General features: G+C 73.3%; 10 protein-coding genes. 5 read left to right on the top strand and 5 right to left on the bottom strand.

From position 1 onward, the window contains the following. Positions 1 to 89 precede the first annotated feature (89 nt). The 4 genes from D3105_RS18145 to D3105_RS18130 are packed head-to-tail and all read left to right on the top strand — an operon-like array spanning position 90 to position 5,824. Entirely contained in the window at positions 90 to 1,709 is a 1,620-nt protein-coding gene (locus D3105_RS18145) for a GMC family oxidoreductase (protein WP_118904207.1), read from the top strand. After that, the gene (locus tag D3105_RS18140; protein WP_118904206.1) at positions 1,706 to 2,863 is read left to right on the top strand and encodes a quaternary amine ABC transporter ATP-binding protein; all 1,158 of its coding nucleotides are present in this window, start codon (positions 1,706 to 1,708) and stop codon (positions 2,861 to 2,863) included. The genes D3105_RS18145 and D3105_RS18140 overlap by 4 nt, the downstream gene beginning before the upstream one ends. Then, on the top strand, positions 2,863 to 4,848 hold the full coding sequence (locus D3105_RS18135) for an ABC transporter permease (protein WP_118904205.1): 1,986 nt from the start codon (positions 2,863 to 2,865) through the stop codon (positions 4,846 to 4,848). Before D3105_RS18140 ends, D3105_RS18135 begins: the two co-directional genes overlap by 1 nt. Position 4,849: 1 nt before the next feature. Next, positions 4,850 to 5,824: an ABC transporter substrate-binding protein gene (locus D3105_RS18130; protein ID WP_118904204.1), complete on the top strand. Its 975-nt coding sequence runs from the start codon at positions 4,850 to 4,852 to the stop codon at positions 5,822 to 5,824. Between the two features lie 152 nt (positions 5,825 to 5,976). Here the strand turns inward: D3105_RS18130 and D3105_RS18125 are convergent, their stop codons facing one another. Beyond that, positions 5,977 to 7,344: a cytochrome P450 gene (locus D3105_RS18125; protein ID WP_118904203.1), complete on the bottom strand. Its 1,368-nt coding sequence runs from the start codon at positions 7,342 to 7,344 to the stop codon at positions 5,977 to 5,979. Between the two features lie 221 nt (positions 7,345 to 7,565). On the opposite strand from D3105_RS18125, the gene D3105_RS18120 reads away from it, so the two are divergent. After that, complete coding sequence (locus D3105_RS18120; RefSeq protein ID WP_118904202.1) at positions 7,566 to 8,291, top strand: GNAT family N-acetyltransferase; 726 nt, start codon at positions 7,566 to 7,568, stop codon at positions 8,289 to 8,291. Between the two features lie 92 nt (positions 8,292 to 8,383). Here the strand turns inward: D3105_RS18120 and D3105_RS18115 are convergent, their stop codons facing one another. The 4 genes from D3105_RS18115 to xylB all read right to left on the bottom strand — a co-directional run bounded on the left by D3105_RS18115 (position 8,384) and on the right by xylB (position 12,633). After that, on the bottom strand, positions 8,384 to 8,782 hold the full coding sequence (locus tag D3105_RS18115; RefSeq protein ID WP_118904201.1) for a hypothetical protein: 399 nt from the start codon (positions 8,780 to 8,782) through the stop codon (positions 8,384 to 8,386). Positions 8,783 to 8,903: 121 nt separating this feature from the next. Continuing rightward, complete coding sequence (locus D3105_RS18110; RefSeq protein WP_118904200.1) at positions 8,904 to 9,758, bottom strand: hypothetical protein; 855 nt, start codon at positions 9,756 to 9,758, stop codon at positions 8,904 to 8,906. Beyond that, positions 9,755 to 11,038: a VWA domain-containing protein gene (locus D3105_RS18105; protein ID WP_118904199.1), complete on the bottom strand. Its 1,284-nt coding sequence runs from the start codon at positions 11,036 to 11,038 to the stop codon at positions 9,755 to 9,757. The genes D3105_RS18110 and D3105_RS18105 overlap by 4 nt, the downstream gene beginning before the upstream one ends. Positions 11,039 to 11,151: 113 nt before the next feature. Then, the gene (gene xylB, locus D3105_RS18100; RefSeq protein ID WP_118904198.1) at positions 11,152 to 12,633 is read right to left on the bottom strand and encodes a xylulokinase; all 1,482 of its coding nucleotides are present in this window, start codon (positions 12,631 to 12,633) and stop codon (positions 11,152 to 11,154) included. Between the last annotated feature and the right edge of the window lie 71 nt (positions 12,634 to 12,704).

Genomic DNA, 12,704 nt, shown 5'->3' with positions numbered 1-12,704 from the left:
GCCGGGCCGCTTTCCGTAACCGCCCGGCCCCGCCCGGCTGTTCGCAGCACCACGTACACGCACGAACCTTGCAGAAGGAGCAGTGACCGATGCCCTCCACCCCCCGCAGCACCGCCGTCCCCGACCCCGAAGGACCCGTGGCCGACTACGTGATCGTCGGCGGCGGCACCGCCGGATCGGTCATCGCCTCCCGGCTCACCGAGGACCCGGACGTGACCGTCACGGTCATCGAGGGCGGCCCCACCGACATCGACCGCGACGACGTGCTGACCCTGCGCCGCTGGCTCGGCCTCCTCGGCGGCGACCTCGACTACGACTACCCCACCACCGAACAGCCGCGCGGCAACAGCCACATCCGGCACAGCCGCGCCCGGGTGCTGGGCGGCTGCTCCTCGCACAACACGCTCATCAGCTTCAAGCCGCTGCCCGGCGACTGGGACGAGTGGGCCGAGGCGGGCGCCGAGGGCTGGGGCGCGGCCGCGATGGACCCGTACTTCGCCAAGCTGCGCAACAACATCGTCCCGGTCGACGAGAAGGACCGCAACGCCATCGCCCGCGACTTCGTCGACGCCGCCCAGGAGGCGGCCGGAGTCCCGCGCGTGGACAGCTTCAACAGCAAGCCGTTCCACGAGGGCGTCGGCTTCTTCGACCTCGCCTACCACCCCGAGAACAACAAGCGCTCCTCCGCGTCGGTGGCCTACCTCCACCCGCACATCGAGGCCGACGACCGCCCCAACCTCCGTATCCTGCTGGAGACCTGGGCCTACCGCCTGGAGCTCGACGGCACCCGCGCCACCGGCGTCCACGTCCGTACGAAGGACGGCGAGGAGATCCTGCTGCGCGCCGCCCGCGAAGTCATCGTCTGCGCGGGCGCGGTCGACACGCCCCGGCTGCTCCTGCACTCCGGGATCGGCCCCCGCGAGGACCTGGCGGCGCTGGGCATCGACGTCCGCCACGACCTCCCGGGCGTCGGCGAGAACCTGCTCGACCACCCCGAGTCCGTCATCGTCTGGGAGACCGACGGGCCCATCCCGGAGAACTCCGCGATGGACTCCGACGCGGGGCTCTTCGTCCGCCGTGACCCCGAATCGCGGGGCCCGGACCTGATGTTCCACTTCTACCAGATCCCCTTCACCGACAATCCGGAGCGGCTCGGCTACGAGAAGCCCGAGCACGGCGTGTCGATGACCCCGAACATCCCCAAGCCGCGCAGCCGGGGCCGCCTCTACCTCACGAGCGCCGACCCCGAGGCCAAGCCGGCCCTGGACTTCCGCTACTTCACCGACGAGGACGACTACGACGGCCGCACCCTGGTCGACGGCATCAAGCTCGCCCGGGAGATCGCCCGCACCGAGCCGCTGGCCCACTGGCTCAAGCGCGAGGTCTGCCCCGGCCCCGAGGTCACATCGGACGAGGACCTCAGCGAGTACGCCCGCAAGGTCGCCCACACCGTCTACCACCCGGCGGGCACCTGCCGGATGGGCGCCACCGACGACCACGAGGCCGTCGTGGACCCGCAGTTGCGTATCCGCGGCCTTGAGGGGATCCGGATCGCCGACGCGTCCGTCTTCCCGACCATGCCCGCCGTCAACCCGATGATCGGCGTCCTCATGGTCGGCGAGAAGTGCGCCGAACTCCTCGCGGACCAGGCGCGCGGCACCGCGCCGACCGCCGGAACCAGCACCAGCACCGGAGGCGATGCCCGATGACCGGAACCGAGACCCTCAAGGCCACCGAGCCCTCCGGGAACACCGGAGCCACCGGAACCGACGAGAACCCGGTGTTCTCCGTACGCAACCTCTGGAAGGTCTTCGGCCCCAAGGCCGACCGCATCCCGGGCAGCGAGCACGCCGCGCTCCCGCCCGCCGAACTCCGCGAGGCCACCGGCTGCACCGCCGCCGTACGCGACGTCTCCTTCGACGTCCGCAAGGGCGAGGTGTTCGTGGTCATGGGCCTGTCGGGCTCCGGCAAGTCGACCCTCGTACGCTGTCTGACCCGGCTGATCGAGCCCACCAGCGGCACCCTCGCCATCGACGGCGAGGACGTCCTCGCGATGGACCGCTCCCGGTTGCGCGAACTGCGCCGCCACCGCACCGCGATGGTCTTCCAGCACTTCGGACTGCTGCCGCACCGTACGGTGTTGGACAACGTCGCCTACGGCCTGGAGATCCAGGGCCTGAGCAAGGCCGAACGCCGCGCCAAGGCGGCCGAGTTGGTGGCAAAGGTCGGTCTCGACGGTCTGGAGGACCGCCGCCCGTCCCAGCTCTCCGGCGGTCAACAGCAGCGCGTCGGGCTCGCCCGCGCGCTCGCCGTCGACCCGTCCGTCCTCCTCTTCGACGAGCCGTTCAGCGCCCTGGACCCGCTGATCCGCCGCGAGATGCAGGACGAGGTGGTCCGGCTGCACCGCGAGGAGGGCCGCACCATGGTCTTCATCACCCACGACCTCAGCGAGGCCCTGCGCCTGGGCACCCGGATCGCGCTCATGCGCGACGGCGGCATCGTCCAGCTCGGCACCCCCGAGGAGATCGTGGGCTCGCCCGCCGACGACTACGTCCGCGAGTTCGTCCGCGACGTCCCGCGCGAGCAGGTCCTCACCGTCGCCACCGCCATGCGGCCCGCGCTCGCCGGGGAGAGCGAGCGCGGCCCCGCCGTACGCCCCGACGCCACCGTCTCCGAGGCCATCGAAGCGGTCTCCCGCTCCGGCGACCCCGTCGCCCGGGTGATGGACGGCGGCCGGCTCGTCGGCGTCGTCGACCACGCGTGCCTGCTCGACGTCGTCGCCGGAACGACCGCTTCCGTCGCTCCGGAGGCCTCCGGCACCCCCGACGACGCACCGGACGGTTCCCGCGAGGTGACCGCCTGATGGCCACCGCACAGGCCACCTCGGCCCGCCCCGCCGCGGCGGGCGCGCGCCGGGGGCCGCTGGCCACCCTCCGCGACCGCCCCGCCGCCGCGAAGCTCCTGCTGCTCGCGCTCGTCGCCGCCGTCGTCGTGCCCGTCGTGCACGGCCGCTGGGGCGGTGGGATCTGGCCCGAGGCGCTGACCGCCGACCTCTCCGCCCCGCTCGGCGAGGTCACGGACTGGATCGTCTCCAACCGCGACAGCCACCCGCTGTTCCTCTACTTCTTCGGCCACATCAGCAACGCCGTCGTCCTCTCCGTACGCGGCGTCTATCTGGTCCTCCTGGCGCTCGGCTGGGCCGGCGTCACCGTGTTCGCCGCCGCCCTCGCCTGGCGCGTCGCCGGGCTCCGGCTCGCCCTCACCGCAGGCGTGTCGTTCCTGCTCTGCGGGCTGCTCGGCATGTGGGTGCCGACCATGCAGACGCTCGCGCTGATGGTCGTCGCCGTCCTCGCCTCCGTGGTGCTGGGACTGCTCCTGGGCCTCGCCGGCGGGCTCTCCGACCGTGTGTTCCGCATCCTGCGCCCGGTGCTCGACACCATGCAGGTGCTGCCCGCCTTCGCCTATCTGCTGCCGGTGGTGCTGGTGTTCGGCATCGGCGTGCCCGGTGCCGTTCTCGCCACCGTCGTGTACGCGGCGCCGCCGATGGCCCGGCTGACCGCGCTCGGCCTGCGCGGCGCGGCCAGCGGCGTCATGGAGGCCGTCACCTCGCTCGGCGCGACCGGACGGCAGCGGCTGCTGAGCGCCCGGCTCCCGCTGGCCCGCAAGGAACTCCTCCTCGGACTGAACCAGACCATCATGATGGCGCTCTCCATGGCCGTCATCGCTTCCGTGATCGGCGCGGGCGGCCTCGGCGACCGCGTCTACCAGGCGCTGTCCTCGGTGGACGTCGGCGCCGCCCTCGCCGCGGGCATCCCGATCGTGCTGCTGGCCGTCGTCCTGGACCGTACGACCGAGGCTGCGGGACGCCGCATCGGCGCCGATCCCACCGGCCCGGCCCTGCTGCGCGGCCGGCGCGGCTGGTCCCTGGCCGCCGCGGTCACCGCGGCCGTCGCCGTAGCCGGACGGGCGGCCGACGGCCAGGTCTGGCCCGACGACCTGACCGTGGCCATCGCCGGACCGGTCAACACCGCCAAGGACTGGATGGTCGACCACCTCTACACCGGGGTCCCCGTCGTCGGCGGCACCGCCGACCTCGCCTCCCACTTCACCAGCGGCGTCCTCAACCCGCTGCGCAGCGGCCTCACCGGCCTGCCCTGGTGGTCGGTGCTGCTGATCGTCGCCGCCCTCGCCTGGACCATCGGCACCTGGCGCACCGCCGCCACCGCCGTCCTCGCCATGGCCGCGATCGGCGTACTCGGCGTGTGGGAGCCGTCGATGGACACCCTCAGCCAGGTCCTCGCCGCCGTCGCCGTCACCCTGGTCATCGGCTTCGGCGTCGCGGTCGGCGCGGCCCGCAGCGAACGCCTGGAGAGGCTGTTGCGCCCGGTCCTGGACGTCTTCCAGACCATGCCGCAGTTCGTCTACCTGATCCCCGTCGTCGCCCTGTTCGGCGTCGGCCGCGCCCCCGCCGCGGCGGCCGCGGTCGTCTACGCGCTGCCCGCCGTCATCCGCATCACCACCCAGGGGCTGCGGGGCGTCGACCCGGCGGCGATGGAAGGCGCGCGCTCCCTCGGCGCGACGCCGGGCCAGCAACTGCGCCAGGTGCAGATCCCGCTGGCCAGGCCCTCCCTGCTGCTCGCCGTCAACCAGGCGGTCGTGCTGGTCCTCGCCGTCGTCATCATCGGCGGACTCGTCGGCTCCGGCGCCCTCGGTTACGAGGTCGTCCTCGGCCTTGCCCAGGGCGATCTGGCCACCGGCCTCGTCGCCGGAGCGGCGATCGTCTGCCTCGGCCTGATGCTCGACCGGGTCACCCAGCCCACCACCCGCCGCCAGCGACAGGAGAGCTGAGATGAACCGCTCCCGTACGCGCCTGATCACGGCGCTGTCGTCGGCCGCCGCCCTGCTCGCCACGGCGGGCTGCGGCGCCGCCGACATGACCAAGCAGGCCTCCCCGTTCGCGGCCCCCGCCGGGGTCAAGACGGTGACGCTCTCCGTCCAGTCCTGGGTCGGCGCCCAGGCGAACGTCGCCGTCGCCGAGCAGCTCCTCAAGGAGGAGCTCGGCTACCGCGTCGACCTCGTCCAGACCGACGAGGTCCCCGCCTGGGACGCACTCAGCCAGGGCCGCGTCGACGCGATCCTGGAGGACTGGGGCCACCCGGACCAGGAGAAGCTGTACATCGACGAGAAGAAGACCATCGTCCGGGGCGGCGACCTCGGCGTCACCGGCCACATCGGCTGGTACGTCCCGAAGTACTGGGCCGACAAGAACCCCGAGGTCACCGACTGGCAGAACCTCAACAAGTTCGCGGACGAGCTGAAGACCGCCGAGAGCGGCGGCAAGGGCCAGCTGATGGACGGCTCGCCGTCCTACGTCACCAACGACGTGGCCCTGGTGAAGAACCTGGACCTGGACTACAAGGTGGTCTTCGCCGGCTCCGAGGCGGCCCAGATCACCCAGATCCAGCAGTTCGCCAAGGAGAAGAAGCCCTTCCTCAGCTACTGGTACCAGCCGCAGTGGCTGTTCAACGAGGTGCCGATGGTCGAGGTGAAGCTTCCCGAGTACACGGACGAGTGCGCGGCCAAGGACCCGAAGGACATCGACTGCGCGTACCCGACGACGCCGCTGCAGAAGTTCCTCAACGCCGACTTCGCCGAGCGCGGCGGGGACGCGTCCGCGTTCCTGAAGAAGTTCCACTGGTCGGAGAAGGACCAGAACGAGGTGTCCGAGATGATCGCCTCGCAGAAGCTCACCCCCCAGGAGGCGGCGAAGCGCTGGATCGAGCGCCACCCGGACGTCTGGAAGAAGTGGCTGCCCACGGGCTGACCCGCTCCGGCGCCCGGCTCCTTGAGACGAGCCGGGCGCCGACCGATGTGCGCCCGGCGCCCGGCCCCTCTCCCGAGGAGCCGGGCGCCGACCGATGTGCGCCCGGCGCCCGGCCCCTCTCCCGAGGAGCCGGGCGCCTTGCCGTCCCGCTACTACCGCGCCCGGACCGTCGCCGTGACGTCCCGGTCCGGCTGGAGCGTCAGACCCGTCACGGGCGTGATCTCGCCCGGGTCGACGTCCAGGGTGAAGCGGCGGGCCAGCACCGCCAGCAGGAGGACGGCCTCCACCATCGCGAAGCGCGTCCCGATGCAGACCCGGGGTCCGCCGCCGAACGGGAACCACGCGTACTCCGGGATCTCGTCGCCACCCGTGGCGTCCCAGCGCTCGGGCCGGAACTCCTCCGGCTCCGGGAACCACCGCGCGTCGCGCTGGGTGGCCCACTGGCTGCTCCACACCCGGGTGCCCTCCTCGATCGGCAGCCCCCCGATCGTCGCCCCTTCCTTCGCGATCCCGGTGATCAGCCAGACCGCCGGGTACAGCCGCAGGGTCTCCTTCACCACGGCCTGGGTGTACGTCAGCCGGGCGTAGTCCTCGAAGCCGGGCTCCCGGTCGCCGAGCACCCGGTCCAGCTCCTCGGCGAGCGCGTCGCACACCCGGGGGTTGCGGCCGAGCAGATACCACGCCCACACCAGCGTCGTACTCGTCGTCTCGTGACCGCCGATGTACAGCGTGACCGTCTCGTCGCGGATCTCGTCGTCGCTGAGGTGCGTGCCGCTCTCGTCGACCGCGGTCAGCAACCGGCTGAGCAGGTCGGGGCGTTCCTCCTCGCCGTCCCGGAGCCGGGCGACGACCCGGCCCACCTCGGCGTCGATGACGGCGGCGGCCTTCTTGATGCGCATCCGGCCCGGTGTCGGCACCCAGTCGGGGAGCAGCGCGCCGATCCCGGCGAACTCCTTGCCGATCTCCATCTGGGCGACGTCCATCGCCCGGCCCATCGCCTCGGAGTCCGCCGGGGTGTCCACCCCGAAGATCGTGCGCACGGCGATCCTCTGCGTCAGCGCGGACATCTCCTGCTTGACGTCGATCCGCTGGCCGTCCGACCAGCGGTCCGCCAGTTCCACCGCCGAGTCCGTCATCGTGGCCGCGTACGACTTGACCTGCTTGGGCCGCACCGAGGGCTGCACCAGCGAGCGTTTGCGCCGCCACTCCCGGCCCCGCGCCACGAGCATCCCGTTGCCCAGCACCGTACGGAAGGCGATACCGAGCTCCGGCTGGTCGAAGGTGTGTTCCGTCTCGGTGAGCAACTCGCCTATGCAGTCGGGGTCGGAGAGGAAGACGCACCGCTTGCGGCCGAACCGCCAGCGCACCATGTCCCCCTGCCCGCCCAGGAGTTCGAAGAAGGCCAACGGGTTCTTCCCGAACTGCGGCAGGTTCCCCACCAGAGGCAGCCCCTTGGGCCCCGGCGTGAACGCGTGGCCGCGAGGCGGGGTGCCGAGCGCCGGACCGGTCTGCGTGGACATCGAGGAACTCCGCTCCCTGGGGCGCGCCACTGCCGACGCGCGACCGTTCGAACCCCATCGAACAGGATGGGGGCAGCACTCCACCAGGGGCATCGGCGGGGCGTGGCCGGATTCCGTCAGACGCCTTACGGAGTGGGCGAGTTGTCGAGGGTAGCCGCAGCCGCCTGCGGATTCGAACAGGGATTGCGGGCGGAGTTCCGTCCCCGTGCGAGAATCCCGCCATGCCGATGGATTCGCTCGTCTCGCGGGCCCGCGCGCTGTGGCAGGAGCTGGCGGCCGCACCGGGCACCGTCTTCGGAACTCCCGGCCGCCCGACGGTCCTTGTCTCCCCGGACTCGGCCCTCGCCCCGCCGTCCTGGGTGGGGGTGGTGACGGTCGGGGACGCGGCGCTGATCACCACGCCGACGGACCGCGCCGCGGATTCCGTACGCTCCGCGCTGACCGGCCTGAGCGCGGCCGCGCTCACCGACCCGGCCACCGTGGTCCGACTGCTGCCGGTTGCCGACACGCTCGGCCCGGCTGTCCTGGGGTACCTGGCCCAGGACGCCCTCCGCCCGGTCGGACGAACCGCGGCCCCGACCACGTGCCTGGCCGCCGAACATGCCGCGTTACGGGCGCTGTTGGCGGAGGCGGGCCCGTCGGACGCGGGCGAGAGCGGGCTGGCGGACGTCACCTCGCCGGTGTTCGTCGTCCGCAACGGCACCGAGGTGCTCGCCGCCGCGGGGTACGAGCACTGGCCGCGTGACACCGCGCACCTCTGTGTACTGACCGCGCCGGATGCGCGGGGCCGGGGCCTCGCCCGGCAAGTGGCGCACGCCGCGACCGAGCACGCCCTCGCCGCCGGGCTGTTGCCGCAGTGGCGGGCCCGGCCGCACGCGTCCCGCCGGGTCGCGCGGGCGCTGGGCTACCGGGAAGCGGGCCGTCAGCTGAGCGTACGGCCGGCCTGAGCGGGCCCGGAGCCGCCGCTCCCGCCCAGGGCCTGTCGTCAAACTGCCGCCTGCCTACGACTCTGGCTCCCCACCGACATTGCGGACACGCCCTAGGGGGCGTCCGGCCGGGGCACCACGACGATCTGGACATCGTCCTCGTACACGACCCTGCCGGGATCCGCGGACTCCAGCCGCTCGCACGGCACCCCGTGCGCGGCCAACAGCGCGAGATAGCCCGGGATCCGGTCCAGCAGATGGGTCGCCGTCCCCTTGAACCAGGCCACCGCCCCGGGGTTCACGTCCGGGTCGTACACCGCCGGGTCGACCCGCGAGGGGTCGGCGTACGCGGCGTCGTACCAGTCGTTCCCCGCCCGCCAGAAGCGGCGCTGCTCCTCGCTGAGACGGCCCTCCCGCGCCAGCCCGTTGGCCAGGGCGAAGATGCCCGGGAAGTGCCCCCGGGGGCTGCGCTCGGTGCTCTGGAACCGTACATACGTCGTCGTCCCGCTCATCCCGTCCCCCTCTGCCGTGGCGGCCCCGGCCCGGACGATCCCGCCCTTTCGGGAGCCAGTATCGCCCAGGCCGGGGGAGAGCCGCCCCAGCCGCCACGCAGGTGCGGCGCCGACGCGCCTGTCAGACGTCGGGCGGTACGTGGGCCGGGCGGCCCCGTCCCCGCGTCAGCGAGTAGCCGAACACGGCTGCCAGCGCGGCGAGTACGCCACCGCCCACGGTCCACAGCCAGCGGTCGGTCCACCACCCCGAGGCCCAGCCGTCCTCGGGCTCACCGGTGGCGAGGGCCCGAGGCGCGCCCGAAGCACGTTCGTCGCTCTCACCCGCCGAGGCGGCCGAGACGCCCGGCACGAGCGGCTCGGCGAGGGCGCCGCCCCCGTCGTGGCCCCCGCCCAACTCCTTGATGCTCGTCTTCACCTCCACGTCGACCGGCAGTCCCAGGTCGGCGGCGGGCAGATCCACCACCGTGAGGCGGATGTGGTAACTCCCGGGCAGCGGGTCGTCGGCCCACGGCTCGGACCATGCCCGCACGGGGCGCAGGACGCAGGACAGCTCGACGGTGGCCGCGTCGGCCGCGGCCTTGCGGGTCTGGTGCCCGTACATACAGGCCTGGCGGCGGCGCAGCCCGTCGTACACGTCGACCTGCCAGGTGGACGTGCCGCGCCGGGCGGCACTCTCGGGCAGCTTCACCGTGGCCTCGACGGTGGGCCGTTGACCGGCGTCGGCCGGGAACACCCAGTACAGGTAGTCGCCGGCGGAGGCCTGGGCGGTGCCGGACTGGCCCTGCTTCAGGGCGGTCGCCGTACGGAACGTGGTGCCGGCCTCCGTGGGTCCGGCCTCGTCCCCGGCGGGGCTCGCGCTCGCCGAGGGGTCGTCCGCGAGCGCCGGGCCGGCCGTGGTGAGGAGGGTCAGCCCGGCGAGCAGCGTGCCGGTGAGCGCGAGCCGTATGCCGCGGGTGCGGCGAGGGGTCCTGGTCATCGGTTCGTCCTCCAGACGGCGACACGCCAGCGTGAGAGCCAGCCGGTCAGCAGGCCCGCCACCAGTCCGGTCAGGACGAGCACGCCGAGCAGCCACCAACCGCGGCCGAGCCCGAAGGCCGCGACGTCCGAGGCGTTGTCCGGGCCGTCCACCAGATCCACGGTCAGCTCGACCGGCAGGCCGGGGGACCGCTTCACCGAGGCGGGCGCGGAGAAGGAGTGGGCGAGCTGGAGGCAGACGGTCTCGGCGGCGGGCTTGCCGTCGCCGTCGTCACCGTCCTCCGCCTCGGGCTTCGGGTAGCGCAGGCCGGACGAGATCACATCGGTACGGCCGGTCCCGGCCTCGGAACCCCGGACGATCTCACGCCCGTGCACGGTCACCGCGCGCAGCAGCACCCCGTAGTCGTGGTCCACGGCACGGTCGGCCGCGACGCTCGCCGAGGCGCGCAGCTCCTGACCGGGCAGCACATCGACCCGGTACCAGCGGTGTTGGCCGATCTCCGAGCGGTCGGTGAAGAGACCCGGCTTCAGCTCGGGCGCGCCGGAGCAGCTCTCGGCCCCCTCGGTCGCCACGGGAGTGACGACGGGCTCGGCGGCCCGGTCCACCAACTGCTTGACACGGCCGGAGAGTTCTTCCCTGTGCTGGACGGCGGTGTAGGTGCCGCCGGTGGCCTCCGCGATACAGGTCAGTTGCTGCCGGATCTTGGCGTTGGGCACCAGGCCCAGCGTGTCCACGACCAGGTGGGTGCCCCGGGCTGCGATCTCCCGGGCCACCTCGCACGGGTCGAGCGGCCCGCAGGTGTCCTCGCCGTCCGTGATGAGAACGATCCGCCGCGAACCGTCCCCGCCCTCCAGATCGTCGGCAGCCCCGAGCAGGGCGGGCCCGATCGGGGTGAACCCGGTGGGTGCGAGGGTGGCGACCGCGGTCTTGGCCTCCGTACGGTCGAGCGGGCCGACCGGGTAGAGCTGCCGGGTGTCCTTGCACCCGACCTTGCGGTCCTCACCCGGGTAGTCCGCACCGAGCGTCCGGATCCCGAGCTGAACCTGCTCGGGCACCGCGTCCAGAACGTCGTTGAACGCCTGCTTGGCAGCGGCCATCCGGGACTGCCCGTCGATGTCCCGGGTGCGCATGGAACCGCTGACGTCGAGCACCAGCTCGACCTTGGGGGAGGGGGCGGCGGGGGCTTCGTCGGCGGCGGCGGGGATCGCTGTGCCGAGCCCGGCGGCCAGGGTGGCGAGCGCTATGCCCACCCGGGTCGTCAGCCGTTTTCTAGTGATCATCGCCGGATCTTATGGAAAATCAGTTCGTATTCCCAACCGGGGGCTTCGAGGCCCGCGAAGGCCCTGCCCTCCGGCCGGAGGGCAGGGCCCCGTCAGCCACCGCAGCCCCGCGTTCAGCCGCCCAGCAGCGGCTGAGACGCCCGCTCCAGGACCGAGGTGACCCGCTCCCAGGTCTCCGTGTCCCGTTCCACCGGCGGCAGCTGACGGTCCGTCCCGGACGTCTGCCAGGCCGTCGCCAGGGCCACGGGGTCGCCGCCGCCCGCGGCCGATGCGGCCAGTGCCGCCGCGCCGAGGGCGACCAGCTCTCCGCTGCCCGGGATGACCAGCGGGCGGCCGGAGAGGCGGCGTACCGTCTCCACCCACATCCGGCCCTGCGCCCCGCCGCCGATCAGGCGCAGCGGGCGGGCGGCGACCTCGGGGGCGTGCGGGTCGAGGCCGCAGGCCGACAGCAGTTCGTCCGTGGCGCGCAGCACGGTGACGGCCGCGCCCTCGTAGGCGGCGCCCAGCAGTTGCCGGCGGGTCGTGTCGTGGCGGAGTCCGGTGAGGAGGCCGGAGGCGGTCGGCAGGTCGGGGGTCCGTTCGCCGTCGAGGTACGGGAGCAGGACCGCCTCGCCGCCGGGTGCCGCGTCCTCGCGGTCCAGGCCCAGCAGGGTCGCCACCTTGTCCACGGCGAGCGTGCAGTTGAGGGTGCAGGCCAGCGGGAGGTACGTGCCGTCGGCGGCGGCGAACCCGTTGAGCGCGGGGGAGGCGGGCCGGGTGCGGGAGGCCGCGAACACCGTGCCGGAGGTGCCGAGGCTGAGGGCCGGGTGGTCCAGCAGCCCCTCGCCGCCAAGACCGAGGCCCACGGCGGCGCTCATGTTGTCGCCGGTCCCGGCCGCCACCGCGATGCCCGCGGGCAGGCCGAGCGCCTGGGCCGCCGCCTCGGTGAGCGAGCCGATCCGGGCCGCCCCGGTGGGTGCCACCTCCGGAAGCAGGGCCGCGTCCAGGCCGAGGAGCTCCAGCAGTTCGGGGTCGTACGCGCCGGTCGCGGTGGAGTACCAGCCGCTGCCCGAGGCGTCCCCGGGGTCGGTGGCCGCGACCCCCGCGAGGCGCTCGGTCAGGAAGTCGTGGGGGAGCCGGACCGCCGCCGCGTCCGCCGCGCTCGCCGGGTCGTTCTCCCGCAGCCACTGCCACTTGGAGGCGGTGATGGACGCCACCGGCACGGACCCGGTCCGCGCCGTCCAGGCCCCCGGCCCGCCGAGCGCCTCGGTGAGCGCGGCGGCCTGGGGCGCCGAGCGGGTGTCGTTCCACAGCAGCGCGGGGCGCAGAGGCCGTCCCGCACGGTCCAGCACGACGAGCCCGTGCTGCTGCCCGGCCACCGCGATCCCGGTGACCGCGCGGGCGGGCAGGCCGGACTCCTTCAGCCCCGCGGCCACGGCCTCGCACAGCGCCCGCCACCAGATCTCCGGATCGCTCTCCCGCGCCCCCGCCTCGCCGGTGACCACGTGCGGGGCGCGCCCCACGGCGAGCTGCTCGCCGGTCCCGGCGTCGATGAAGGCTGCCTTGGTGGACTGGGTCGAACTGTCCACGCCGATGACGACGGCGGGTGACGGCATGGGGGCCTCTTTCGCGCTGCGGGTGCGGGGTACCTGGCATTCACGTGCCGATCATTCGGCTGTGGCATGAA

The sequence above is a fragment of the Streptomyces globisporus genome (assembly GCF_003501885.1).
GTDB lineage: Bacteria > Actinomycetota > Actinomycetes > Streptomycetales > Streptomycetaceae > Streptomyces > Streptomyces globisporus_D.
The sequence above is the reverse complement of the archived record's forward strand: the minus strand, read 5'-3'. Positions and strand labels throughout refer to the sequence as shown.

Coding starts and splice junctions, on each gene's coding strand:
- D3105_RS18135 (WP_118904205.1), top strand. CDS start 2,863: ATGGCCACCGCACAGGCCACCTCGGCCCGCCCCGCCGCGGCGGGCGCG.
- D3105_RS18115 (WP_118904201.1), bottom strand. CDS start 8,782: ATGAGCGGGACGACGACGTATGTACGGTTCCAGAGCACCGAGCGCAGC.
- D3105_RS18130 (WP_118904204.1), top strand. CDS start 4,850: ATGAACCGCTCCCGTACGCGCCTGATCACGGCGCTGTCGTCGGCCGCC.
- xylB (WP_118904198.1), bottom strand. CDS start 12,633: ATGCCGTCACCCGCCGTCGTCATCGGCGTGGACAGTTCGACCCAGTCC.
- D3105_RS18145 (WP_118904207.1), top strand. CDS start 90: ATGCCCTCCACCCCCCGCAGCACCGCCGTCCCCGACCCCGAAGGACCC.
- D3105_RS18140 (WP_118904206.1), top strand. CDS start 1,706: ATGACCGGAACCGAGACCCTCAAGGCCACCGAGCCCTCCGGGAACACC.
- D3105_RS18125 (WP_118904203.1), bottom strand. CDS start 7,344: ATGTCCACGCAGACCGGTCCGGCGCTCGGCACCCCGCCTCGCGGCCAC.
- D3105_RS18105 (WP_118904199.1), bottom strand. CDS start 11,038: ATGATCACTAGAAAACGGCTGACGACCCGGGTGGGCATAGCGCTCGCC.
- D3105_RS18110 (WP_118904200.1), bottom strand. CDS start 9,758: ATGACCAGGACCCCTCGCCGCACCCGCGGCATACGGCTCGCGCTCACC.
- D3105_RS18120 (WP_118904202.1), top strand. CDS start 7,566: ATGCCGATGGATTCGCTCGTCTCGCGGGCCCGCGCGCTGTGGCAGGAG.